Here is a 24,675-nt window from a genome sequence, read left to right on the forward strand (position 1 = left end):
GGAGAAACACCATGCGACGCTTAGTTCTGATCAGCGCCTTCGCTCTCGCCGCCGCCCTGCCCGCCCAGGCGCAGGACACCGCTACGGCTGCAGCCACATTCATCGATGCCTCGGGCAATGAAGTGGGCTCGGTGACGCTCACCCAGGACGGCGATGCCGTCAGCATTGTTGGGCATGTGATGGACATCACCCCGGGCGAGCACGGCCTCCACTTCCACGAAACGGGCGATTGCGATGCCTCGACCGCTTTTGAATCGGCGGGTTCGCACTTCAACCCAACCGAGCATCAGCACGGCACCGAGAATCCCGAAGGGCCGCATGCCGGTGACCTGCCCAACATCACGGCGGATGCCGATGGCATGGCGGACATCGAGCTTTCCACCGAGATGATTTCGCTGGAGGAAGGTGACGACGCCTACGTGTTCGATGACGATGGCACCGCCCTGGTGATCCATGCCAGCGCCGACGACTACAAGACCGATCCATCGGGCAATTCGGGTGATCGCGTCGCTTGCGCCGTGATCGAAGCGGCAGCGGAATAAAGCAACGGGCGCCGCGGCGCCCGTTTTCTTTGTCGCTATTGCGCCATGGTGGAGCGGTGCGCCCAACCGGTCATGCGCCGTTCCAGCCACGCCATCAGCGCATACATAGCGATGCCTTCAACGGCGAGCATCAAGAGCCCGGCGAACACCAGCGGCACGTTGAAGTTGGACTGCGCCGAAGCCATCATATTACCCAGACCATTGTTGGAGGCGACGGTTTCGCTGACCACCGAGCCGACAAAAGCCAGGGTGATGGCGATCTTGAGCGAGCCGAAGAAGTACGGCATTGAGCGCGGAATACCGACCTTGAGCATGATGTCGAGCTTCTTGGCACCCAGTGCGCGCAACACGTCCTCGGTTTCCGGCTCGATGGTGGCAAGCCCCGTCGCGACATTGACGACGATGGGAAAGAACGAGATCAGGAAGGCGGTCAGCACGGCGGGCACCGTGCCGATGCCAAACCAGATCACCAACACGGGCACCAGCGCCACTTTCGGGATGGCGTTGAAGCCAATCATGATCGGGTACAGCCCGGCATAGATGGTCTTGGACCAGCCGATGAAGAGGCCAATGCCGAGCCCCGCCACCACCGCGATCAGGAAGCCCAGCGTCGTGGTGTAAAGCGTCTGCAGCGAGTTCTTCCAGATCGGCGACCAATACTGCACGATCGCTTCGAATACGCGCGAGGGCGCGGGCAGAATGGTGTGCGGCAGGCCGGACAGGCGCACCCCGATCTCCCACAGCACGAAGAGCCCGATGGTGTAGAGCAGCGGCGCGAGGCGGATCCAGTTGATGCGGAAGGCCGGACGCGGCGGGGTGCCGGCAACGGCGGTGTTCTGGGTGATGACGCTCATGCCGCCACCCGCGCACTGGCAATCTCGCCATGGAGCGATTGCACCATCTCGTTGAACTCCGGCTGGTACATGATGTCGAGCTCGCGCGGCCGGGCAAACGGCACATGATGTTCGGCAACAACGCGCCCTGGCCGGGCGCTCATCACCACAACCTTGTCGGCGAGGAACACCGATTCCCGCAGATCGTGCGTCACCAGCACGATGGTGACGCCCTGCGCGGCATGCAGGTCGCGGATTACGCACCAGAGCTCTTCGCGGGTAAAGGCATCCAGCGCGCCGAAAGGTTCGTCCAGCATCAGCAATTCAGGCCGGTGGATGAGCGCGCGGCAGAGATTGGCGCGCTGCTGCATGCCGCCCGACAATTGCCAGGGAAACTTCGAGCCAAAGCCCTTGAGCCCGACGGTTTCAAGCAATTGCTCGGCCTGCTCGACATAGTCGCGCTTGTGGCTGCGCAGGCGATGGCGGTGGCGCTCGACGATTTCGAGCGGCAAGAGGATGTTCTCGAGCGTGGTGCGCCAGGGCAGCATGGTTGGGTTCTGGAAGGCCATGCCCACGATGGAGACGGGCTTGGTCACTGGCGAGCCGGCCACGACCACATCTCCGGCTTGAGGAATATGGAGCCCCGTCACGAGCTTCATCAGCGTGGACTTGCCGCAGCCCGAGGGCCCGACCACGGCCACGAACTCGCCCTTTTGGATGTTCATGGACAGGCCGGATACGGCGAGCGTGCCGTCGGGGCCGCCATAGCGCATATCCACGTTTTCAATGCTGACCAGCGCCATGCATTCTCCCCCGTCGGTGGTGATGGCCCGGCGCGCCGGACCACCCCGTGGTTGTTGTTATCAGGGCAGCATACGCTCGGCCGCGGGCGGCAGATAGCTGGGGTCGAACACATCGGCAGCGGTGACGGCACCCTTGAGATCCATGGAGATCTTGAGGGTTTCGATGGAAGCGGCAAGGCGCGCCTCATCGATGCCGCCAAAGCCGTTCTCGACCACGTAAGGGGTCTTGATGTTCATCTCATTGGCCATTTCGAGGCGGGCGGTTTCGGTATCGATGTTGAGCGTTTCGTTGCGGGCCAGAACGGCCGCGGCGCCAGCAGCGGGATCAGCCACGGCATCGGCAAAGCCCTTGGCGAGAGCGCGCAGGAAGCCAGTCACCAGCTCTGGGTTTTCTTCGGCGAAGGTTTCATTGACGAGGATGGCATTGCCGTAAAGCTCAAGGCCGTGATCGGCAAAGAGGATGGTGGAGATATCGTCTTCCGGCACGCCATTGGCGAGAAGGTTCAGGATCACCGAAAAGGCAAAGCCGAAGACGCCATCCACATCGCCCGAAGCCAGCATCGGCTCGCGCACGGGAAAGCCGATGCTTTCGATAGTGATGGAGGAGGTGTCGAGATCGGCGGCTTCCACAAAGGCGGGCCACTGCGCGAAAGCGCCATCAGGCGGCGGGGCGCCGAGCTTTTTGCCTTCCAGCGACTTGGGGTCGTCGGTAACGCCCAGCGACTTACGGCCGACCACTGAAAACACAGGCTTGTCATAGATCATCATCACGGATTTGACCGGCTGGGCCGGGTCTTCGTCGAGGAACTTGATCAGGGAGTTGATGTCGCCAAAGCCGAACTGGTAGGCGCCAGTGGCAACGCGCGGAATGGCTTCCACCGAGCCGTTGCCGGTGTCAATGGTGACGTCGAGCCCTTCGGCGGCGAAGTGGCCATTGTCCTGCGCCAAAAGGAAGCCGGCAGCAGGGCCTTCGAAGCGCCAGTCGAGCGTTAGCTTGACGGCAGTTTGCGCCATGGCAGGCAGGCTGCCAAAGCCAGTGACGGCCAGTGTGGCGGCTAGAGCTGCGCAAGCAGTGAAATGTCGGCGATTGAACATGCGTTTGTCCCTCAACAATGTTGGAGGAAGTCAAGCGCACGGCACCGCGAGGCGCAAGCAGAAACTGCATCATTTCGCGCCAACGAGCTCCGTTGCCCAAAATCGCGGCGCAATGCCTACCGGAACGAGGCAGCGAACATCAAAAAGGGGCGCGAGACCAAAGCCTCACGCCCCCACCGGAGGCACTGCAAAGGAGCGTCAGCCTTTGCAGCGCCCGCCGATCATTTGGCGCGGCACCAAGCCAATCGCCAATTCCTGCCGGCCACCAGGTTTGCGGGGCTGCAGCTTGCTGGAAGAACGGGTTGCCCGAGGAAATGTTCCCGCGTTTTGCGCCAGCTGAAATTTCGCGAACAGCGACACTAATGCGCAATTCAGCAGCAGTCACGCCCAACGCCTAAATTATAGCCAGACCATTATGGGACTGCTTACATATGCATCACGTGCCCACCGCACCTGGGCAGAGAGCGGCGAGTATTTGCTGACTAGCCTGTATTTGAATCAGTCTCTTAGCCGCCGCCGCTAGCTGCTGGCACAGGCTTTGCAATTACCTCGCTGCAATCATCTGCCGGAGGTAAGCATGACAAAAGTAAACCGCCTGATCGCGGGACTGGGCCTGGGCGCGAGCATTACACTGGGCGCGGCGTTGGTCCCCGCTTTCGCTCAAGACGACACCATCAAGGTCGGTATCCTCCATTCGCTCTCGGGCACGATGGCGATCTCCGAAACCACGCTCAAGGACACCATGCTGTTCCTGATCGAGCAGCAGAACGCCAATGGTGGCCTGCTGGGCAAGCAGATCGAGCCGGTCGTAGTCGATATCGCGTCGGACTGGCCGCTGGCTGCCGAAAAGGCCCGCGAACTGCTGACCGTCAATGAAGTGGATGCCGTATTCGGTTGCTGGACCTCGGTATGCCGCAAGTCGGTGCTGCCGGTGTTCGAGGAGCTCAACGGGCTGCTCTTCTATCCCGTGCAGTATGAAGGCGAAGAGTCCCAGCGCAACGTGTTCTACACCGGCGCTTCCCCCAACCAGCAAGCGATCCCGGCTGTCGATTACCTCATGAACGACGAAGGCGTGGAGCGCTGGGTGCTGGCCGGCACCGACTATGTCTATCCGCAGACCACCAACAAGATCCTTGAACAATACCTGCTCGACAAGGGCGTCGCGCAGGAAGACATCATGATCAACTACACGCCTTTCGGTCATTCCGACTGGCAGACCATTGTCTCCGACATCGTCGCCTTCGGCTCGGAGGGCAAGAAGACCGCTGTGGTCTCGACCATCAATGGCGACGCCAATGTCCCCTTCTATCGCGAACTGGGCAACCAGGGCGTCGCGGCTGAAGACATCCCGGTCGTGGCCTTCTCAGTGGGCGAGGAAGAGCTTTCGGGCTTCGACACCACGCCGCTGGTCGGGCACCTGGCGGCCTGGAACTACTTCATGTCGGTCGATACGCCCGAGAACGAGGAGTTCATCACCGCCTGGCACGAGTTCATCGGCAGCGAGGATCGCGTCACCAATGACCCGATGGAAGCGCACTATATCGGCTTCAATCTTTGGGTGAAGGCGGTCGAAGCGGCCGAGAGCACCGAGGCTGATGCGGTGATCGAAGCCATTGTCGGGCTCGAAACGCCCAACCTCACCGGCGGCGTCGCCAAGATGCTTCCCAACCACCACATCACCAAGCCGGTGCTGATCGGCGAAATCCAGGACGACGGCCAGTTCGACGTCGTGTGGGAAACCGAAGACCTGGTCCCGGGCGATGCCTGGTCGGACTTCCTGCCCGAGTCGGCGGTGCTGGAAGCCGATTGGACCGCGCCCATCAACTGCGGCAACTACAACACCCAGACCAAGAGTTGCGGCGCGGCTGTCGCCGCCCAGTAACACCCCAACCTGAGCTGGCGAAGGCGGTCTGCCGCCTTCGCTCCTGTCTAGGCGGAGCAAAGCATATGAGCATGATCGAGGGCAGCCTAATCGGCGAGCGGTCTGGCAGCAAGACGGCCAGCCTCGGCTTGCGGTTAAACCGTCAGTGGAACTGGCGCTCCTTGGCCGCTCGTTTGACTCTGCTTTTGGCGCTCCTCGTCTCCTTCTCCTCACCCGGCTTCGCCCAGGCACCCGACGAGCAACTCTCCGCGCTGGTGGATGCCCTTTATCCCGGTGACTATGGTGACCGGCAAGCGGCTATCGCCGCGCTGGTGGCCACCGGCGACCCGCGCGCCGTGCCGGTGCTGCAAGTCCTGGGGGAAGGCGATCTTTACGCGGTGGAAGCCACCGGCAAGGTGGCCTTTGTCGAGCGCAACGGCAGCAATTATGCCCTGACCGATCCGGTGAGCGGTGCCGCGCTCGGCGAGGTTGCGCGCAGCGACACCGAAAAGGTGCGCGTCAACAATTCGCTTCGGCGCACCATCCGTACGGCTATCGGGCAGATGACGCTGCTGAGCGACAACCCGGGCACGCGCTTGTCAGCTGCCCAATCCATTTTACGCGATGCCGATCCAGCCAATCTGGACCTGCTCGACACCGCGCTCGCCAGCGAAGCCGATCCCAAGATCCGCACCACGATGGAGCTGGCCCGCGCGGTGATCCTGCTCAAATCCGACGATGTGAGCTTTGAGGACCAGCAGCAGGCCGCAGCCACCGTCGCGGCTTCCGGCAGCCGCGATGCGATCACCATCCTCACATCGGCATTGGCCAGTGCCCCAGACGACCTCAAGCCCGCCATCCAATCGAGCCTTGATGGGCTCCAGCGCGACCGGGCCGCCTGGGCGGCGCTGCAAAATGTCTGGTTCGGCGTGTCGCTGGGCTCGGTGCTGCTGCTCGCCGCGATCGGGCTCGCCATCACCTTTGGCGTCATGGGCGTCATCAACATGGCCCATGGCGAGATGGTGATGCTGGGCGCCTACACCACCTTTGCGGTGCAGGAGGTGATCCGCCAGAACGCGCCGCATCTGTTCGACTATTCCCTGACCATCGCCCTGCCCCTTGCCTTTCTCCTGACCGCCCTTATCGGCATTGCCATCGAGCGAGGCGTGATCCGCTGGCTTTATGGCCGCGCTCTCGAAACGCTGCTCGCGACCTGGGGCCTGTCGCTGATCCTGCAGCAAACCGTCCGCTCGATCTTTGGCCCCACCAACCGGCAGGTCGGCAATCCGAGCTGGATGTCGGGCTCGGTGGATTTCTACGGGCTGTCGCTGACCTGGACCCGAGTCTGGATCGTCGTCTTTGCCATTGTCGTGTTCGTCGCCCTTCTGGTGGTGCTCAATCGCACGGCGCTGGGCCTGCAGATGCGCGCAGTAACCCAGAACCGGCGCATGGCTTCGGCCATGGGCATCCGCACCCCCTTTGTCGATGCCATGACCTTTGGCCTCGGCTCGGGCATTGCCGGGCTCGCGGGGGTGGCGCTCAGCCAGATCGACAATGTCTCGCCCAATCTGGGGCAAGGCTACATCATCGACAGCTTCATGGTCGTGGTGTTCGGCGGCGTCGGCAATCTATGGGGCACGCTCGTCGGCGCCATGACGCTCGGGATCGCCAACAAATTCCTCGAACCCTATGCCGGGGCCGTGTTGGGCAAAATCCTGATCCTAGTGCTGATCATCCTCTTCATCCAGCGCCGCCCGCGTGGGCTGTTCGCGCTCAAGGGAAGGTCGGTAGAGGCGTGATTATGCGGTTGCTTGTGGAACTTCGAGCATGCGCCTCCCTCCCCCTTGAGGGGAGGGATCGAGGGTGGGGGTTCAGGCGCGACCACCATCATCGAGCCAACGGAATGGCCCGAACCCCCTGCCCCTCCCCTCAAGGGGGAGGAGTGCTAAAGCCTCGTAGGCGGCGCCAGATCAACCACTTCCGGAGTGCCGCCCCATGCTGACCCAGGCCTTGTTTCGCGCGCTGGATCGCAAGGCGATCTGGTTGATTGGCATCTTGGTGACGCTGGCCGTGCTGGTGCCGGCCGCCAACCTGCTGATCCCGCCGGGCCAGTTCGGCCACGTGCCCAACTATGCCGTGACCCTCTTCGGCAAATATCTGAGCTACGCCATGCTGGCGCTCGCCCTTGATCTGGTCTGGGGCTATTGCGGCATTCTTTCGCTCGGGCACGGCGCCTTTTTCGCGCTGGGTGGCTATGCCATGGGCATGTATCTGATGCGCCAGATCGGCAATCGCGGCGTTTATGCCAATGCGCAGCTGCCTGACTTCATGGTGTTCCTCAACTGGAAGGAACTGCCCTGGTATTGGCAGGGCTTCGATAATTTCGCCTTCGCCATGCTGATGGTGATGCTGGTGCCCGGCATCCTCGCCTTCGTCTTCGGCTTTCTGGCCTTCCGCAGCCGGGTCACGGGCGTTTATCTCTCCATTATCACCCAGGCCATGACCTATGCGCTGCTGCTGGCCTTTTTCCGCAATGACATGGGCTTTGGCGGCAATAACGGGCTGACCGATTTCAAGGACATCCTGGGCCAGCCGATCGCCGCGCCCACGACACGGGCCTCCCTGTTCGCCGCCACGGCCCTGGCGCTGGCCCTATCGGTGCTGGTCTGCTCCACCATCGTGCGCTCCAAGCTCGGCAAGGTCATGGTGGCAGTGCGCGACGCAGAAAGCCGCACGCGCTTCCTCGGCTACAGGGTTGAGTATGTGAAACTCTTTGCCTTTGTGGTTTCCGCGGTGATGGCGGGCATTGCCGGCGCGCTTTATGTGCCCCAGGTCGGGATCATCAATCCCGGCGAGTTCGATCCTGCCAATTCCATCGAGGTGGTGATCTGGACCGCTGTTGGCGGGCGCGGCACCATTGTCGGGCCGATCATCGGGGCAATCCTCGTCAATATGGGCAAGTCCTATTTCACCGGGGCCCTGCCCGAGTTGTGGCTGTTTGCGCTGGGCGCACTGTTTGTTGGCGTCACGCTCTTCCTGCCCAAGGGTATCGTAGGCCTGCTCGGGCAATATCGCAGCCTCACCACGAAGCGCGAGCAGCACCAGGCGCAGACGCCCAGCCCGACCCAGTTGGAAGCCGGCCTTGATCCTCAACCCAAGGCGGCGGAGTAAGCCATGACCGATAAAACCGGCACCATGCTGTATCTCGACGGCGTTTCGGTCGCCTTTGATGGCTTCAAGGCGATCAACAATCTGTCGCTGATCGTTTATCCCGCCGAGATGCTGGCCATTATCGGCCCCAATGGCGCGGGCAAGACCACGATGATGGATATCATCACGGGCAAGACTCGGCCTGATGATGGCGAAGTGCTGTTTGATGGGCGCACCGACCTGACGCGCCTCGATGAAGCAGCGATCGCCAATCTGGGCATTGGCCGCAAGTTCCAGAAGCCCACCGTCTTCGAAAGCCAGACCGTCTGGGACAATCTGGAAATGGCGCTGCGCAAGCCGCGCGGCATCTTTGCGACGCTGTTTTATACCGCCGACGCCGGGGACATCGCCCGGATCGAGGACATCCTTGAGACGGTGCGGCTCGGTCATCGCAAGAATGATCTGGCCGCCAATCTCAGCCATGGGCAAAAGCAGTGGCTCGAAATCGGCATGCTGCTGGCACAGGACCCCAAGCTGCTGCTGGTGGATGAGCCTGTTGCCGGGATGACCGACAGCGAAACGGCCGAAACCGCCAAGCTCCTGCGCGAGATCGCCACGACCCGCTCGGTCGTAGTGGTGGAACACGATATGAGCTTTGTGCGCGATCTGGGCTCACGCGTGACGTGCCTCGCCGAAGGCGCGGTGCTGGCCGAAGGCAGCCTCGAACAGGTCAGCGCCAATCCCCTCGTCATCGAACGCTATCTGGGACGCTGAGCATGACCGCCCTCTCCATCGACGCCATCGACCTGCATTACGGCGCCGCCCAGGCGCTGCGCGGCGTGTCCATCACCTGCCAGCCCGGCCGCATCACCGCCGTGCTCGGGCGCAATGGGGTCGGTAAATCCTCGACCCTGCGGGCCATCTCGGGGATCAACAATATTACCGCAGGCTCCATCACCCTCGGGGACGAACTGCTGCGCAAATCCCCGCCCTATAAGCGCGCGCGGCTGGGGCTCGGCTATGTGCCGCAAGGACGGGAGATCTTTCCCCTGCTCACCGTGCGGGAAAACCTTGAAACTGGGTTCGCGAGCGTTCCCCGCGCGGAGCGCACCATTCCCGATTACATCTTCGAGCTGTTCCCGGTACTCAAATCCATGCTCAACCGGCGGGGCGGGGATTTGTCAGGTGGCCAGCAGCAGCAACTGGCCATCGGGCGGGCGCTGGTAACCCGGCCCAAAGTGCTGGTGCTCGATGAACCAACGGAAGGCATTCAGCCTTCGATCATCAAGGATATCGGCCGCGCCCTGCAGTTCCTGCGTGACGAAAAGGGCATGACCATCCTGCTGGTGGAGCAGTTCTTGGATTTCTGCCGGGAGATCGCCGATGATATCTATGTCATGGATCGAGGAGAGATCCAGCATGCGGGGCCTGCCAGCGATCTGGATCGGCCGGAGGTGCGCAGGCACCTCATGGTTTAAACAAAAACGCCCGGCAAGGCCGGGCGTTAAAGCAGAAGCTTGGAGTGCTTACTCGCCGAGACCGGCAGCTTCGCACTGTTCCAGCGTGATCGTATCGAGGTCGATATTGATGCCGGCATTTTCGACTTCATTGGCGGCCGGAGGATTCTCGACCTGGGGGGTAGAATCCGCACCGGCACCAGGAGTGGATTCCGTAGCACCGTCGCCGTCGTCGGAAGCACTATCTTCGGTCAGCGACTCGGTGGTGGCAGCGGTTGCCAGCTGCGTGCAGCGCTGCTGGACAGCATCAAGCTCGGATCCGGTCAGCTCAACACCGTTGAACATGGTCTGTGCAAAGGCGGAGCCAGAAAACGTCATGGCGGAGACAAGTGCAACGGCTGAAAGCAGAGACTTTGTACGCATGCAAGGTTCCTCTTTATTTTTTGTGCTGTAAGAGCATGTGCTCGCAGAAAGAACGCCGGTTCGCGCAAATCGTTGCTCGCCCCATTCAACTGTCGCAATGAAGCATTCACTTACCATAGAGCACTCATTCCCCGTTTTGCAGCGCGCCCGCGGGGCCGGTGAACTCCGCACCAAGGAGCGTGCCGGGGCGACGCGGATCGACACGCTGTGTCAGGAAGGCTGCGCCAAGATCCGCCTGCCGAATACCCATGGGCCGCATCTGGAAGCGGTGTTGATCAACACCGCGGGGGGCCTCACCGGGGGCGACCAGATGGCGTGGACGGCGCAGGTGGCCCCCGAGGGCAAGCTGCTGCTAACCACCCAGGCCTGCGAGCGTATCTATCGCTCCATCGGCGGCGCGGCGCAGGTGCAAACCCGGCTCGAAGTGGGCGCGGGTGCGCATCTCGACTGGATGCCCCAGGAAACCATTCTGTTCGAGCACAGCGTCCTGCAGCGCCGCATCGATATCGACCTCGCGCCCGGCGCCACGCTGACGGCGGTGGAAGCGGTGCTGCTTGGGCGCGATGCCATGGGGGAAACCGCGGCCCATGCCACCCTCAACGATCAGTGGCGCGTGCGGCGCGAGGGTCGGCTCATCCATGCCGAAGCCAACCGGCTGACCGCCGAAGCCTTGCCACGTGAGGGCTTGTCGCTGCTCGCGGGCAATCGCGCCTTTGCCACCATTCTCCATGTTGCAACCAGCGCCGATGCCGCCGAAGCCCAGCTTGCCCGCATCCGCCCGTCCTTGGCCGATCTCGGCGGCACCATTGCGGCGAGCGTCGTGGGCGAGCGGCTGGTGATCCGCGCGCTCGCTCCAGGCGGGCTTGCGCTGCGACGCCAAATTGTTCCACTTCTGGCCCAGCTTTCCGGCACCGGCAGCGTGCCGCGCCTGTGGCACCTATAGGACAACAGATGAACCTGACCCCGCGTGAAAAAGACAAGTTGCTGATCTCCATGGCCGCAACCGTCGCCCGTCGGCGGCTGGAGCGCGGCGTCAAGCTCAACCATCCCGAAGCCATCGCGCTGATCACCGACTTCGTCGTGGAAGGCGCGCGCGACGGGCGGCCGGTGGCCGAACTGATGGAAGCCGGGGCCCATGTGGTCAACCGCGACCAGGTCATGGAAGGGATTGCCGAGATGATCCATGACATCCAGGTGGAAGCAACCTTTCCCGACGGCACCAAGCTGGTTACCGTCCACCAACCGATCCGCTGAGCCGAGTCTGCTCGGCAGCCCAAGAACCAACAGGTCCCGTCCATGATTCCAGGTGAAGTCATCACCGTTCCCGGCGATGTTGAACTAAACGCCGGCGCTGCTGTGACCGTGCTCGAAGTGGCCAATACCGGCGATCGCCCGGTGCAAGTCGGCTCGCACTATCACTTCTATGAAGCCAATGCGGGGCTGCGCTTTGAGCGCGAGCAAGCCCGCGGCATGCGGCTCGATATCGCAGCGGGAACTGCCGTGCGCTTCGAGCCCGGGCAAACCCGAGAGATCAGGCTGATCCCGCTTGGCGGCGACCGGCAAGTCTATGGGTTTCGCGGGCAGATCGGCGGGGCACTATGAGCGAGACCGAAGTGGGACAGCGCGAAGAGTTCAAGCGGCGCCTGGCAGCAGTGATGGCAGACCTCAACGGGGATGGCATCCGCAGCGCGCCTGCCATGCTGACGCTGGGCCATCTGGCGCAGGGCATCGCCGACCAGCTCAGGGTTGCAACCTGGCCCGATGCCAAATCCGCCATGAACATGACCTTTGTGCGCGCGGTGCTTGGGGAATTCGGCACCCAGATGGACACCCATCAGCGCGCCGGGCGGATCAACCAGGCCTATGCCATCCAGGCCCTTTCCATGTCGATCCTGGCGCGCAGCCATGCCGATGATCCCGTCGTGGCTCAAGGCGAGCAACTGATCGACACGCTGATCGAACGCGCCATCGCCTTTTACCGCCAGCAGCGCCCCGCCAAGTCGAACTGATCGCCGGACCAACCCTCAGCCGCCCACCACCGGAGCCGTTTCAATGCCCGCCCGCATTTCCCGCGCCACCTATGCCGACATGTATGGCCCGACCACCGGCGACCGGGTGCGCCTGGCCGATACGGAACTCTTTATCGAGGTGGAAAAGGACTTCACCACCTATGGCGAAGAGGTCAAGTTCGGCGGCGGCAAGGTGATCCGCGACGGCATGGGCCAGTCCCAGCGGACCCGGGCAGAAGGCGCCGTGGATACGGTGATCACGAATGCCTTGGTTGTCGACGTAACAGGGATCTACAAGGCCGATATCGGCTTGAAGGACGGCCGGATCTTTGCCATCGGCAAGGCGGGCAATCCCGATACGCAGTCGGGCGTCAACATCATCATCGGCCCCTCCACGGAGGCCATAGCCGGGGAAGGCAAGATCCTGACGGCGGGCGGCATGGATGCCCATATTCACTTCATCTGCCCCCAGCAGATCGAGGAAGCGCTGATGAGCGGGGTGACAACCATGCTGGGGGGCGGCTCGGGCCCGGCGCACGGCACTTTGGCGACCACCTGCACCGGCGCCTGGCATATCGGGCGGATGATCGAGAGCTTTGATGCCTTTCCGATGAACCTGGCGCTAGCGGGCAAGGGCAATGCTTCGCGCCCTGCCCCCTTAGTCGAAATGATCCTGGCCGGTGCATCATGCCTCAAGCTGCACGAGGACTGGGGCACCACACCCTCGGCCATCGACAACTGCCTCTCTGTCGCTGACGAGTTTGACGTGCAGGTGATGATCCACACCGATACGCTCAATGAATCGGGCTTTGTGGAAGACACGATCGGCGCCTTCAAGGGCCGCACTATCCACGCCTTCCACACCGAAGGCGCCGGTGGCGGGCACGCACCCGACATTCTGAAGGTGGCGGGGCTGCCCAATGTGATCCCCTCTTCCACCAATCCGACCCGGCCCTATACGGTCAACACCATCGCCGAGCATCTCGACATGCTGATGGTGTGCCACCACCTCGACCAGAACATTCCCGAGGATGTGGCTTTTGCCGAGTCGCGCATTCGCAAGGAAACCATTGCGGCCGAAGACATCCTGCACGACATGGGCGCGCTCTCGATCATCTCGTCGGACAGCCAGGCGATGGGCCGGGTCGGCGAGGTGCTGATCCGAACCTGGCAGACCGCCGACAAGATGAAGCGGCAGCGCGGACAATTGCCGCAAGAAACGGGCAGCAATGACAATTTCCGCGTCAAGCGCTACATCGCCAAATACACCATCAACCCCGCGATCGCCCATGGCATGAGCCAGCATATCGGCTCGATTGAAGTGGGCAAACGGGCGGACCTCGTGCTGTGGAGCCCGGCTTTTTTCGGCGTCAAACCCGAAATGGTGCTGCTTGGCGGCTCGATTGCCGCTGCCCCCATGGGTGACCCCAATGCCTCCATCCCGACGCCCCAGCCCATGCATTACCGGCCGATGTTCGCCGCCTTTGGCAAGCTCGTGACCAACTCATCGGTCACCTTCATTTCGCAAGCGGCCTATGAAGACGGCTTGCGCGGCAAGCTGGGCGTCGACAAGCAATTGTTGCCCGTCACCAATACCCGTGGTGGTATTGGCAAAGCAGCGATGATCCACAACACGGCAACCCCGGTTATCGATGTTGATCCCGAAACCTATGAAGTGCGAGCCGATGGAGAGTTGCTGACCTGCGAACCGGCAACCGTGCTGCCGATGGCGCAACGCTATTTCCTGTTTTGACTGGGATCGGCCTAGATACAAGCCTTCCCGGCTGCCCTAATCTTGCAGGGCGGCAGTCTGCCGCGGATCGTTGCTGGAGGCGTTGATGATCTACCTTCTCGCACTTCTTATTGGCGTTGTTGCCGGCTTGCGCGCCGTGACCCCGCTGGCGGCCGTCAGTTGGGCGGCGGCTCTGGGCTGGATCGACCTCAGCAACAGCTGGGCGTCGTTCATGGGGTCGGCGATCACACCCTGGATCTTCACCATTCTTGCGGTGTTGGAGCTGGTGACCGACCAACTGCCGCAAACACCCAGCCGCAAGGTGCCGATGCAATTTGGCGCCCGCATCGTGACCGGCGCCTTTTCTGGAGCCGTGCTTGGCATTTCGGGCGACGGCCTGATCGGCGGATTGATCGCCGGCGCCATAGGGGCGGTTCTGGGCACCCTAGGCGGTGCTGAATTGCGCGCCCGCATGGCCGCCGCGTTCGGCAGCGATCGACCCGCGGGGCTGGTGGAAGACGTTATCGCGATTGTTCTGGCTTTCGCTATAGTGGCGCTGGTCTGAGCGCCATCCAACTTCCGCCGCTTGTTGGTGCAAGTCTTTGGGCTGAGGTCGATAGGGAGAGCCACGATGATCACGAAACGAGTTCTGGCCGCGCTTGCGGTGCTCACCGGCACGGCGGTGCCAGCCATGGCAGCGCAGACCAGCGTTTCCATAACGCTGGGCAACGAAGGTGGCGATCTGGAGCGCCGAGTGACCGTCTATGATTGCGAAGTGGGTGATCCCATCAGCGTGCAATACATCAATGCCGCCCCCAACTTCCTCGCCATCCTGCCCGTGCCCGACCAAACCGAACCGCTGGTGTTTGCCGCGGTGCTCTCCGCTTCGGGTGTGCGCTATGCCGCGGGGCAATTCATCTGGTCCACCAAGGGTGTCGACGCGACGCTGATCGACATCACCGAAGGCGAGGATGCCGACCCGATCAATACCTGTAGTGAAGTCAACAACACCCCCTGAGCCCTCGTTCAGGCAACAGAGTGAACCCATGCTGCGTGCCTCCACCCACCTGCCCCCCGGCCATGGCCGTGGGGATGCCTTTGACGTCATCAGTCTTGCCCATGACGAGCGGCGCCTACGCCGCAAGCTCCTGACCCTGCGCGGCGGCACCGAAGTGCTGGTGGATTTTCCCCAAACCCTGACCCTTGAGCATGACGGGGCCTTGCTACTCGAGGACGGGCGCCTTGCAGGGATCATTGCTGCGGACGAATTGCTCTATGAGATTCGGGCCGACGATCGCGCCCATCTGGTGCGGCTCGCCTGGCATATCGGCAATCGCCACACTTCAGCGCAGCTGGAGGCGGATCGCATCCTGATCAAGCGCGATCACGTGCTCAAAACCATGTTGGAAGGGCTCGGTGCGCGCATCACCAATATCTCCGAACCGTTTTTCGCCGAGCACGGCGCCTATCACAGCCATGGCGATGCCGGGCACGCCTTGCTTAACCGATGAGCGGCGGCGACCTGCAAAAGCTGCTGACCTGGCTGTCACCCGCCTTTCCCGTCGGGGCTTTCGCGTGGTCGGCGGGGCTCGAAACCGCCATCCAGACCCGTGTGGTGCATGACCGCGCCACGACGCAGGACTGGATCGAGGGCAGCCTGCATCATGGTGGGCTGCGCACCGACGCCATCCTCCTGGCCGCCGCCCATCGCGTGGCCGATGACGCGGCAGCATTAAGTGAGCTTGCCGACTTGTGCCTCGCACTGACGCCGGCGCGAGAACGACACACGGAAACCGTCACTACCGGCGATGCCTTTGCTGCGGCAGCGCAGGCCTGGTCCCGGACGGGGACCCTGGTGCTGCCCCAGCCCTGCCCCTACCCCATCGCCGTAGGCGCCATTGCCGGCAAGCACGGGCTTGAGCCCGGCGCCACACTCCTGGCCTTCATCACTGCGGCCGTGCATGCGCAGGTCTCGGTGGCTGTGCGGCTCGTGCCCATCGGTCAAACCGATGGCTTGCGGATCATGGCTGCGCTGGAGCCGGCGGTCGCGCAAGTGGCGACGTTGTGCGGGAGCGCTGGCCTCAACGAGATCGGGGGCATTGCCTATGCCGCCGATATCGCGCAAATGGCCCACGAGACCCTCCATACGAGAATCTTCCGCTCATGAGCATGTTCATTGCCGCCTTCATGTTCATTCCCTTGCTGGCGGTTTCGTTTGCCCACCTACTCTGGTCGGTGGGCACGACCTGGCCGATCCGCAACGAGCAATTGCTCGCCCAAACCGTTGTGGGCACCCCGGGCGTCACGCGGATGCCGCCTCGGCTGGTTTCGCTGGCCGTAGCAATCGGCACGCTGGCCGCCGGCATCGTCGCCCTGGCACTCGCGGACCATGACAGCGGCGGCGCCACCCTGACACTGGTCGGCGCGCTGTGTGCGATCCCATTTTTGGCGCGAGGAGGCCTGGGCTATACCGCCCGCTGGGCGGAACGGACCCCTGAACCAAGCTTCCGGTTCAACGACCGGCGGGTTTATTCACCGCTTTGCCTGTTTATCGGGCTGGGCTTTCTGGCACTTGTTCTCTTGAGGCTCCTATGAAGTCGCTCAACGGTCCCCTCCGCATCGGCATTGGCGGTCCCGTCGGTTCGGGCAAGACCACGCTATGTGAAATGCTGCTCAAATCCATGCGCGAGCGCTATTCCATGGCCGTGGTGACCAACGACATCTACACTCAGGAGGATGCCCTGATCCTCGCGCGGGTGCAGGCGATTTCGGAAGATCGCATCGTTGGCGTTGAAACCGGTGGCTGCCCGCATACGGCGATCCGCGAGGATGCCTCGCTGAACCTTGCGGCCATCGACGCGCTCAACCGCAAGTTCCCCGATCTCGACATCATCCTGATCGAAAGCGGCGGCGATAATCTGGCCGCAACCTTCTCGCCCGACCTGGCTGACCTCACCATCTATGTGATTTCGGTGGCCCAGGGCGAAAAGATCCCGCGCAAGGGCGGCCCGGCGATCTCGCGCTCGGACCTGCTGGTGATCACCCATACCGATCTTGCGCCACATGTGCGCGCCAGCCTTGAAGTGATGGAAAGCGATACGCAAAAGGTGCGCGAGGGCCGCCCCTATGTGTTCACCGACCTGCTGCGCCGCGAAAGCCTCGATCAGATCATCGCCTTCATCGAAAAGGCCGGCGGGCTGGCCGAGGTGACCGCGGCCGCGGAATAGCAGTGAGCGGATTTTTGCGCTTGCGGGCTAGCCTTACGGGCTTGCCGCCGGCGCCGGTCTGGCCCCAAGGCACATACCGGATGCCGCTGGCGGAGGCCGGACCGCGAGACCTGCACGATCTGCTGGTGCTGGCTTACTGCGATGGCGGCGGCAGTGTCCCGCCCTTTGAGACCTGGTGGACAGGGCTTGTCGAGGATGACGAGTTTCATCCCGAGCTCGTCATCATCGCCGCGGACGCGAATGACCGGCCCATCGGCATTGCCCAGTGCTGGACTAGTGGCTTCATCAAGGATCTGGCTGTTGCGCCAGCGTGGCGCCATCGTGGCATTGGCGCAGCCTTGCTGCGCACCGCGTTGGCCGTCTTTGCCGCCGAGGGGCTGACCCAGGTTGACCTCAAGGTCGAGGCCGACAACATTGCGGCGCAACGCTTTTACCGCCGCATGGGCATGGTCGAGGCGACGGACTAGGATGCGATCATCACCACATGGCTGACCAGACGACCATCGGCGAAATGATGGATCATCAGCCCGGGCGGGTCGACGCGTTGAGCCTCCTTGCCATCGAGGCGCAGCTTGTTGGAGCGCGCCACCGACGGCGCCATCGTGGCGGGGCGGCCGGCAAAGCTCGTGAACAATGGTCGGTGCACATGCCCGCAGGTAAGGCCCAGCACCGGCGAGGCAGCCGCAGCGATCGTGTCCGCCAAGGCGGCGCCGTTAAGGCAAATATTGCGATCCTTGTTGTCGATCCCGCAGCGAAAAGGATGCTGGTGCTGGAACAGGAGCGCTGGCGGGCCCTGCTCCGCCAGCTGCTCCGCGAGCCACCCTAGCACGGGTGCAGCGTCACCATGGTGCTGACCGGCCACGGTCACATCCAGCCCGATCAATCGCAGCGACCCCAGATCCCTGATGCTGTGAAGCGCGCCCTGCAGCCCCCAACTGTGCTCGGCGCCGAAGACGCGCCGCATGGGGCCGTGGTGATCCATATTGCCGGGCACCACCTGAACCGGCGCCTTGAGCGATCCCAGCCGTTCGGCAACATCAGCATAGCTTTGCAGTGCGCCATCTTCCGCCAGGTCCCCGCTCACGATTACCGCGTCGGGCGCGAGAGGGCGCAGCCAGGTCAGCACGGCATCGAGCCGGGCCAGCGCCTCTCGGGTTCCGTTGGCGTGGATATCACTGAGCTGGGCGATGATCATTGTCTGCCTTTCCCCGAACCAGAGCCACTACCGAACGGGGCCCCAAAGTAACCGTTCCACCGCCGATCACCGGGTGCAGATCGGAAGCGAGGCCAACACTCCAGTCACCAGCGGGCAGTTGCGCCGCGAGGCTATCGTGCCGGCGGTTGAACCAGATCAGCACGTCATCGGAGCCGTAGCAGAGATGCATGCCCAGAACCGAAGCATTGGGATGCTCCCATTCGACGCTGTTCATCTCGTGCCCCGATGGGTGCAGCCAGGTCACGTCGCGCTGACCGGCGGCTCCGGTCCCGTTGAGGAAGCGATCAGTATGCACCGCCGGATGCCCCTGGCGAAAAGCGCAAAGGGCGGCAACAAGGGCCGCTAGCTCCCGATCGCCGTTGGACCAGTCCAGCCAGGTGATCTCGTTATCCTGCGCATAGGCATTATTGTTGCCTCCTTGCGTGCGGAACAACTCGTCGCCCTGTTGCAGGAGGATGCCGCCGCGCGACAGCAACAGCGTGGCGAGCAGCGCGCGCACATCGCGGCGGCGGGCTAGATTGATCTGCGCATCCTCGGTTTCCCCTTCCACGCCGCAATTCCAGGAGAGATTGTGATTGTGCCCGTCGCGGTTGTCTTCGCCATTGGCCTGGTTGTGCTTGTGCGCATAGCTCACCAGATCGCGCAGGGTGAAGCCGTCATGCACCGCCAGCAGATTGATCACTGAAGCGGGCGTGCGCCCATCGCGATCAAACAACTCGGCGCTGCCGGCAAGCTTGGCTGCAAACCGGCCAATGGAGCCGGGCTCGCCCCGCCAGAAGGCCCGCACCCCATCACGATAAGTGTCATTGTGCTCCCGGAATGGCGGCCCGAACTGGCCCAGCTGATAGCCGCCACGACCCGGATCCCAGGGTTCCGCGGCAAGGATGCACCGGCTCAGCAGTGGATCGGCCTTGATCCGCTCGAGCAGTTCGGCGCGGGGATTGAACTCGGGCTCGCGCCCCAGCACCGGCGCCAGGTCGAAGCGAAAGCCCGATACACCGCCCTCCTCCACCCAAAAGCGCAGGCTATCGATGACGAGGCGCTGCGTCGCTGGATGATTGCAGCGCAGCGTATTGCCAGTGCCGGTGTAATTGACGAGTTCCTGGCGGTCTTCGCGATCGGCAAACCAGAAATAAGCTTGCGGATCGAGACCCATGAGGCTCAGGATCGGGCCTTGCGCATCGCTTTCGCCGGTGTGGTTGAACACCACATCCAGGATCACCGCTATCCCCGCTTCCCGATAGCGGTCTGTGAGCTGACGTAGATCGGCGATACCGCCGGGTGCAAGGCGCGGATCAATGGCGCCATAGGCAATAGGATTATAGCCCCAGGCATTGCTCAGCCCCAGCGCCGGCAGGTGCCGCTCGTCAATCCAGGCGGTCACCGGCATCAACTGCAGGGTGTCGACGCCAAGCTGTTGGAAGTGCTCGATCACGGCCGGCGCACCCAAGCCCTTCAGCGTACCGCGCTCGGCCGGTGGGACCTGGGGGTGGCGCATGGTGAAACCACGCACATTGAGCTCGTAGAAGAACTTAGGAGTCGTCAGGAGCGGCCCAGTCGCAGCCGTAAGCTTTTCGACGACAACGGCCTTGGGCACCAGTGGCGCAGTATCGAAGGAAGGGTCTCGTGGGCAACGCAAATCGGGCGAATAGGCGAAGGCCCGATCCAGTTGCCGGGCATAGGGATCAACGAGGAGTCGCGCAGGATCGAAAAACAAGCCGCTATCGGGCGCATATGGACCGTCGACACGCAGCCCGTAGCGCGTGCCGACGCCCAGACCGGCGATCAGAGCGGCATGGATACCGTCGTGATGCACATCGAATGGAAAACGATGAACCTCGCTGTCATGCTCATCGAAGATCGATACCCAAAGCGCTGTTGCAGCAGAGGAAAAAACCGCGAAGTTGACCCCCTCAGGGGTGATCGTCGCGCCCAGATCATGGGTGTTGCCGCGGCCGGGGAGCAGCCGCGGCACCATCTCAGGTGATAACACTCGGTGCCTCACGGCCGGTGCGTTGCCGAACTCCGGCAAGTTGGTCGGCAATGGCGATCAAAGGCTCCAGAGCCACTTGCGTTTCCAGATCGTGACGTCCGTCGGCCGCCTCGTAACGCTCAAGATACAGCCGCAAGGTGGCACCAACGGTACCCGTGCCGCTCAGGCGCAGGACGATGCGCGAGCCGTCGGTAAAACCGATGCGAATGCCCTGCTTGGCGCTCGTGGAGCCATCCACCGGATCATGGTAGGTGAAGTCATCGGCATAGGCGATCTGCAGGTCCTCGCCGAAGGTCTGGCCCGCAAGGCTCGGCAGTCGGGCACGCAAATCATCGACCAGCGCATTGGCAATAGCGGCATCGACCTCCTCATAATCGTGCCGCGTATAGTAGTTGCGCCCGTAAGTGGCCCAATGTTCGCGCACAATCTCGTCCACGCTCTGCCCGCGCGCGGCGATGATGTTGAGCCACAACAGCACGGCCCAGAGCCCATCCTTTTCGCGCACGTGATTGGAGCCCGTGCCCGCGCTTTCCTCGCCGCAGATGGTGACGCGGCCAGCATCGAGAAGATTGCCGAAGAACTTCCAGCCGGTGGGCGTCTCGTGCATCTCGATGCCCAGCTTTTCCGCGACCCGGTCTGCCGCGGCGCTGGTGGGCATGGAACGAGCGATCCCGGCAATGCCGTTGCGATAGCCGGGCGCGAGATGCGCGTTAGCGGCGAGCAGCGCGAGGGAATCGGAAGGGGTAACGAAGCGGTTCTTGCCGATAATAAGGTTCCGGTCCCCGTCGCCATCAGAGGCGGCGCCGAAATCAGGACCCTCAGGCGTCATCAGCAGGTCGTGCATATCCTTGCAGTAGACGAGGTTCGGATCGGGGTGGCCGTTGCCGAAATCAGGCGACGGTGTGCCGTTCACCACAGTACCATGAGGCGCACCCAGTCGGTCCTCGATGATATTCTTGGCGTAGGGCCCGGTAACCGCATGCATCGCATCAAAGGTCATGCGGAAACCACCGGCAAACAATGCGCGGATGGCGTCGAAGTCGAAGAGAGTTTCCATCAAGGCAGCGTAATCAGCCACGGGGTCGATCACCTCGACCACCATGTCGCCGACGCGCTGGCTACCCACCTGCCCTAGCGCCACATCGGGCGCATCGACGGTTTTGTAGCTCTCGATCACCTTGGTGCGCGCGAACACCGCATCGGTGATCTTTTCGGGCGCCGGCCCGCCATTGCCGATATTGTACTTGATGCCGAAATCGCCGTCCGGTCCGCCCGGATTGTGGCTGGCCGAGAGCACGAGGCCGCCAAAGGCGCCGTAATGGCGAATGATGTGGCTGGCGGCGGGCGTCGAGAGCAGGCCGTTCTGCCCCACCATCACCTTGCCAAAGCCATTGGCGGCCGCGATGCGGATCGCTTTCTGGATGGCCACATCATTGTAGAACCGGCCATCGCCGCCGATCACGAGGGTCTGGCCCGCAAACCCTTCAAGCGAGTCGAAGATCGCCTGGATGTAGTTCTCGACATAGTTGGGCTGCTGATAAACGGTTACGCGTTTGCGCAGCCCGGATGTGCCCGGCTTCTGGTCGGGGTAAGGCGTGGTTTCAATCGTCTTGATCATCGTCATTCTTGAGCCGGAGGAGAGAGGCGTAAAGGTCTGCATAAAGGCCGGCGCTGGTTTCCCAGGACACATCAGCCTTCATGCCGCGGCGCTGCATTTTCTTCCAAACCTTGTCCTGGCCGTAAAGCCTGACGGCTTTGCGCAGGGCTTCAGCAAGGGCCTCGACACTGTTGGGCGCAAACTGGAATCCGGTGGCAACTTCCGCCTGCAGCGCGGCGGGATTGGCGTCGATCACCGTATCGGCCAAACCGCCGATGCGGCTGACGATGGGCACGCAGCCATAGCGCAGTCCATAAAGCTGGGTCAGCCCGCAGGGCTCGAACCGGGAGGGGATCACAATAGCGTCGCACCCGCCCTGCATGAGGTGAGACAGGTTCTCGTTATAGCCCACGACGAGGCCAACCTTGCCGGGGTAAGCCGCGGCCATGTGGCGGAAGCCATCCTCAAGATAAGCTTCTCCCGAGCCCAGGACCGCGAGCCGGCCGCCGGCCCCGATCAGGTCGGGCACAGCTTGCAGCAGCAGGTCCATACCCTTCTGGTCGGTCAAGCGGCTGACGACACAGAACAGCGGACCGTCGACCCCCTCGAGGCCGAACTGCTCAACCACCGCGGCCTTGTTGACGCGACGCATATGCACAGTGCTGGAGGTATATTTCTGTGCCAGCGCCGGATCGGTCGCGGGGTTCCAGGTCTGGGTGTCAATGCCATTCAGAATGCCCGCGACGGTACTCTGGCGGGCATTCAGCAGCCCTTCGAGGCCGAGGCCGAACTCGGGCGTGCGGATTTCCTCGGCATAGGTGGGGCTGACCGTGGTGACAAAGTCAGCGCATTCCAGCCCCGATTTCAGGTAAGAAATGCCGCCGTAATACTCGACACCGTGCACGCTGAAGGCCTGTGGCGGCAAGCGCAACTGGCCAAAAATCTCGGCGCCAAAAAAGCCCTTGAATGCCATGTTGTGGATGGTCATCACGGTCTTGATCCGGTCCGAGCGGCCGAACTTGATATAGGCCGGCGCGAGGCCCGCCTGCCAATCATGGGCATGAATGATCTGGGGGTGATAGCCCCCGACCATGCCCATACCCAGCTCGGCCCCGACCCAGCCCAGCGCGGCAAAGCGCTGCCAGTTATCCGGCCAGTCCCCTTCGGGGCCGACATAGATGTTGCCGTGGCGATTATAGAGATGCGGCGCATCGATGATGATCACGTCGAGGCCAGCCGTCCGGCCGGCCAGCAGCCGTGCGGGCCCGCCAAAGAGATCGTCGAGCTCCTTGACCACCCGACCGCCTTCCATCTGCCCAAGCACGCTTGGATAGCCGGGGACAAGGGTGCGCATATTGACGCCGCGGCCAGCCAGCGCGGCGGGCAAGGCGCCCGTCACATCGGCCAGGCCGCCGGTCTTGATCAGCGGGTAAACCTCTGACGCGACCGAGAGAACTTCAATCATCGGCTCGCCAGGTATTTGTTGATCATGGGCTGGGTGATCAGCGTCACGCCATCATCGCTGCGGCGGAACCACTTGGCGTCGAACTCGGGATCCTCGCCGACTACCAAGCCCTCGGGGATGTTGACGCCGCGATCGATCACCACTTTGCGCAACCTGGCGCTGCGACCGATGTCGCAATAGGGCAGCACCACCGCTTCGTTGAGTTCCGAATAGGAGTGGACGCGCGACCCGGTCGAGAGCAGCGTGCGCTGCAGCGAGCCGCCCGAGATGATGCAATCGCCCGAGACCAGCGAGTTCACCGCCGCACCGCGCCGCCCGTCGTAATCATGCACGAATTTGGCCGGCGGGGTGATCTCGGCATAGGTCCAGATCGGCCAGTCGCGGTCGTAGAGATCGAGTTGGGGCTGGATGTCGGTGAGGTCGATCGAGGCCTTCCAATAGGCGTCGATCGTGCCGACGTCGCGCCAATAAGAAACTTCTTCCTTGGACGAGCGCACGCAGGAGCGTGGGAAGCGGTGCGCCCAGGCGGTGCCGTTCTTGACGATATAGGGGATGATGTCCTTGCCGAAGTCCCGATTGGAGCCTTCGGTGGCCGCATCGCGCCGCAGCTGCTCCATCAGGAACCGCGTGTCGAACACGTAAATGCCCATGGACGCGAGCGCCATGTCCGGCTTGTCGGGGATCCCCGGCGGGTCCTTGGGTTTTTCGACGAAATTGACGACACGGTCGCGGCCATCCACATGCATCACGCCAAAGCCGGTGGCTTCCATCCGCGGCACTTCAAGGCAGCCAATGGTCACGTCGGCGCCGGTGTCCACATGCTGGCGCAGCATGATTTCGTAGTCCATCTTGTAGATGTGGTCGCCCGCGAGGATGACGATATAGCGGGCGCCGGAATCCTCGATGATGTCCATGTTCTGGTACACGGCATCGGCGGTGCCGGCGTACCACATATCCTCGCGCACCCGCTGGCTGGCGGGCAAGACGTCGAAGCTTTCGTTACGCTCGGGGCGCAGGAAGTTCCAGCCGCGCGACAAGTGCCGGATCAGGCTGTGCGCCTGGTATTGCGTCGCCACGGAAATGCGGCGAATGCCCGAATTGATGGCGTTCGAGAGCGCAAAATCGATGATGCGCGACTTGCCGCCGAAATACACTGCGGGCTTGGCGCGGCGGTCGGTCAGTTCCATCAAACGCGTGCCGCGACCACCGGCCAACACATATGCCATCGCCTCGCGTGCCAGCGGCGACGGCGCCCGATAATCAGCCATTTAA

General features: G+C 62.8%; 27 protein-coding genes. 18 read left to right on the forward strand and 9 right to left on the reverse strand.

Annotated elements, in window-relative coordinates; translation table 11 throughout:
• The first annotated feature begins 11 nt into the window (after positions 1 to 11).
• The gene (locus tag ELX51_RS11150) at positions 12 to 542 is read left to right on the forward strand and encodes a superoxide dismutase family protein (RefSeq protein WP_127753586.1); all 531 of its coding nucleotides are present in this window, start codon (positions 12 to 14) and stop codon (positions 540 to 542) included.
• Positions 543 to 577: 35 nt separating this feature from the next.
• On the opposite strand, the gene ELX51_RS11155 is transcribed toward ELX51_RS11150, so the two are convergent.
• From ELX51_RS11155 to ELX51_RS11165, 3 genes are all read right to left on the reverse strand, one after another.
• The gene (locus ELX51_RS11155) at positions 578 to 1,396 is read right to left on the reverse strand and encodes an ABC transporter permease (RefSeq protein ID WP_127753587.1); all 819 of its coding nucleotides are present in this window, start codon (positions 1,394 to 1,396) and stop codon (positions 578 to 580) included.
• Positions 1,393 to 2,148: an ABC transporter ATP-binding protein gene (locus ELX51_RS11160; RefSeq protein WP_127755259.1), complete on the reverse strand. Its 756-nt coding sequence runs from the start codon at positions 2,146 to 2,148 to the stop codon at positions 1,393 to 1,395. The genes ELX51_RS11155 and ELX51_RS11160 overlap by 4 nt, the downstream gene beginning before the upstream one ends.
• 90 nt (positions 2,149 to 2,238) lie before the next feature.
• Positions 2,239 to 3,273, reverse strand: a complete 1,035-nt coding sequence (locus ELX51_RS11165; protein WP_127753588.1) for an ABC transporter substrate-binding protein — start codon at positions 3,271 to 3,273, stop codon at positions 2,239 to 2,241.
• A gap of 577 nt (positions 3,274 to 3,850) precedes the next feature.
• Here ELX51_RS11165 and urtA point away from each other — a divergent pair.
• The 5 genes from urtA (at position 3,851) to urtE (ending at position 9,762) form a co-directional block, all read left to right on the forward strand.
• Positions 3,851 to 5,155, forward strand: a complete 1,305-nt coding sequence (gene urtA, locus ELX51_RS11170; protein WP_127753589.1) for an urea ABC transporter substrate-binding protein — start codon at positions 3,851 to 3,853, stop codon at positions 5,153 to 5,155.
• Between the two features lie 65 nt (positions 5,156 to 5,220).
• The gene (gene urtB / locus ELX51_RS11175; RefSeq protein WP_248305098.1) at positions 5,221 to 6,933 is read left to right on the forward strand and encodes an urea ABC transporter permease subunit UrtB; all 1,713 of its coding nucleotides are present in this window, start codon (positions 5,221 to 5,223) and stop codon (positions 6,931 to 6,933) included.
• A 196-nt stretch (positions 6,934 to 7,129) separates the two neighbouring features.
• A complete protein-coding gene (gene urtC, locus ELX51_RS11180; protein WP_127753590.1) occupies positions 7,130 to 8,305 on the forward strand; it encodes an urea ABC transporter permease subunit UrtC in 1,176 nt (391 codons plus the stop codon).
• A 3-nt stretch (positions 8,306 to 8,308) separates the two neighbouring features.
• Complete coding sequence (gene urtD / locus ELX51_RS11185; RefSeq protein ID WP_127753591.1) at positions 8,309 to 9,058, forward strand: urea ABC transporter ATP-binding protein UrtD; 750 nt, start codon at positions 8,309 to 8,311, stop codon at positions 9,056 to 9,058.
• A 2-nt stretch (positions 9,059 to 9,060) separates the two neighbouring features.
• Positions 9,061 to 9,762 (forward strand): urea ABC transporter ATP-binding subunit UrtE, encoded by a 702-nt coding sequence (urtE, locus tag ELX51_RS11190; RefSeq protein ID WP_127753592.1) that lies wholly within the window; start codon positions 9,061 to 9,063, stop codon positions 9,760 to 9,762.
• Between the two features lie 48 nt (positions 9,763 to 9,810).
• On the opposite strand, the gene ELX51_RS11195 is transcribed toward urtE, so the two are convergent.
• Positions 9,811 to 10,164, reverse strand: coding sequence for a hypothetical protein (locus ELX51_RS11195; protein ID WP_127753593.1), 354 nt, complete (start codon positions 10,162 to 10,164; stop codon positions 9,811 to 9,813).
• A 97-nt stretch (positions 10,165 to 10,261) separates the two neighbouring features.
• On the opposite strand from ELX51_RS11195, the gene ELX51_RS11200 reads away from it, so the two are divergent.
• The 12 genes from ELX51_RS11200 (at position 10,262) to ELX51_RS11255 (ending at position 17,599) form a co-directional block, all read left to right on the forward strand.
• Entirely contained in the window at positions 10,262 to 11,107 is an 846-nt protein-coding gene (locus tag ELX51_RS11200) for an urease accessory protein UreD (protein ID WP_127753594.1), read from the forward strand.
• A gap of 8 nt (positions 11,108 to 11,115) precedes the next feature.
• A complete protein-coding gene (locus ELX51_RS11205) occupies positions 11,116 to 11,418 on the forward strand; it encodes an urease subunit gamma (RefSeq protein ID WP_127753595.1) in 303 nt (100 codons plus the stop codon).
• Positions 11,419 to 11,460: 42 nt separating this feature from the next.
• The gene (locus ELX51_RS11210) at positions 11,461 to 11,766 is read left to right on the forward strand and encodes an urease subunit beta (protein WP_127753596.1); all 306 of its coding nucleotides are present in this window, start codon (positions 11,461 to 11,463) and stop codon (positions 11,764 to 11,766) included.
• Complete coding sequence (locus ELX51_RS11215) at positions 11,763 to 12,173, forward strand: hypothetical protein (protein WP_127753597.1); 411 nt, start codon at positions 11,763 to 11,765, stop codon at positions 12,171 to 12,173. The genes ELX51_RS11210 and ELX51_RS11215 overlap by 4 nt, the downstream gene beginning before the upstream one ends.
• Positions 12,174 to 12,216: 43 nt before the next feature.
• Positions 12,217 to 13,926 (forward strand): urease subunit alpha, encoded by a 1,710-nt coding sequence (ureC, locus tag ELX51_RS11220; protein ID WP_127753598.1) that lies wholly within the window; start codon positions 12,217 to 12,219, stop codon positions 13,924 to 13,926.
• Between the two features lie 85 nt (positions 13,927 to 14,011).
• A complete protein-coding gene (locus ELX51_RS11225; RefSeq protein ID WP_127753599.1) occupies positions 14,012 to 14,470 on the forward strand; it encodes a DUF4126 family protein in 459 nt (152 codons plus the stop codon).
• Between the two features lie 66 nt (positions 14,471 to 14,536).
• Positions 14,537 to 14,923 carry an MliC family protein gene (locus ELX51_RS11230; protein ID WP_127753600.1) on the forward strand — a complete coding sequence of 129 codons (387 nt, stop codon included), beginning with the start codon at positions 14,537 to 14,539 and terminating at the stop codon, positions 14,921 to 14,923.
• Positions 14,924 to 14,951: 28 nt separating this feature from the next.
• Positions 14,952 to 15,416, forward strand: coding sequence for an urease accessory protein UreE (locus ELX51_RS11235; protein ID WP_127753601.1), 465 nt, complete (start codon positions 14,952 to 14,954; stop codon positions 15,414 to 15,416).
• Positions 15,413 to 16,072, forward strand: coding sequence for an urease accessory UreF family protein (locus tag ELX51_RS11240; protein WP_127753602.1), 660 nt, complete (start codon positions 15,413 to 15,415; stop codon positions 16,070 to 16,072). Before ELX51_RS11235 ends, ELX51_RS11240 begins: the two co-directional genes overlap by 4 nt.
• Complete coding sequence (locus tag ELX51_RS11245; protein WP_127753603.1) at positions 16,069 to 16,500, forward strand: DUF3995 domain-containing protein; 432 nt, start codon at positions 16,069 to 16,071, stop codon at positions 16,498 to 16,500. The genes ELX51_RS11240 and ELX51_RS11245 overlap by 4 nt, the downstream gene beginning before the upstream one ends.
• A complete protein-coding gene (ureG, locus tag ELX51_RS11250) occupies positions 16,497 to 17,132 on the forward strand; it encodes an urease accessory protein UreG (protein ID WP_127753604.1) in 636 nt (211 codons plus the stop codon). Before ELX51_RS11245 ends, ureG begins: the two co-directional genes overlap by 4 nt.
• A gap of 2 nt (positions 17,133 to 17,134) precedes the next feature.
• Positions 17,135 to 17,599 carry a GNAT family N-acetyltransferase gene (locus ELX51_RS11255; protein ID WP_127753605.1) on the forward strand — a complete coding sequence of 155 codons (465 nt, stop codon included), beginning with the start codon at positions 17,135 to 17,137 and terminating at the stop codon, positions 17,597 to 17,599.
• Here the strand turns inward: ELX51_RS11255 and ELX51_RS11260 are convergent.
• The 5 genes from ELX51_RS11260 to glgC are packed head-to-tail and all read right to left on the reverse strand — an operon-like array spanning position 17,596 to position 24,671.
• Positions 17,596 to 18,327, reverse strand: a complete 732-nt coding sequence (locus ELX51_RS11260; protein WP_127753606.1) for a metallophosphoesterase — start codon at positions 18,325 to 18,327, stop codon at positions 17,596 to 17,598. The genes ELX51_RS11255 and ELX51_RS11260 overlap by 4 nt on opposite strands.
• Positions 18,305 to 20,341 carry a glycogen debranching protein GlgX gene (glgX, locus tag ELX51_RS11265; RefSeq protein WP_248305099.1) on the reverse strand — a complete coding sequence of 679 codons (2,037 nt, stop codon included), beginning with the start codon at positions 20,339 to 20,341 and terminating at the stop codon, positions 18,305 to 18,307. Before glgX ends, ELX51_RS11260 begins: the two co-directional genes overlap by 23 nt.
• On the reverse strand, positions 20,328 to 21,965 hold the full coding sequence (locus ELX51_RS11270; RefSeq protein ID WP_206524616.1) for an alpha-D-glucose phosphate-specific phosphoglucomutase: 1,638 nt from the start codon (positions 21,963 to 21,965) through the stop codon (positions 20,328 to 20,330). The genes glgX and ELX51_RS11270 overlap by 14 nt, the downstream gene beginning before the upstream one ends.
• On the reverse strand, positions 21,943 to 23,400 hold the full coding sequence (gene glgA / locus ELX51_RS11275; RefSeq protein WP_164854955.1) for a glycogen synthase GlgA: 1,458 nt from the start codon (positions 23,398 to 23,400) through the stop codon (positions 21,943 to 21,945). The genes ELX51_RS11270 and glgA overlap by 23 nt, the downstream gene beginning before the upstream one ends.
• A complete protein-coding gene (gene glgC / locus ELX51_RS11280) occupies positions 23,400 to 24,671 on the reverse strand; it encodes a glucose-1-phosphate adenylyltransferase (RefSeq protein WP_127753609.1) in 1,272 nt (423 codons plus the stop codon). The genes glgA and glgC overlap by 1 nt, the downstream gene beginning before the upstream one ends.
• Positions 24,672 to 24,675: the final 4 nt, after the last annotated feature.

This window comes from Devosia sp. 1566 (genome assembly GCF_004005995.1).
GTDB lineage: Bacteria > Pseudomonadota > Alphaproteobacteria > Rhizobiales > Devosiaceae > Devosia.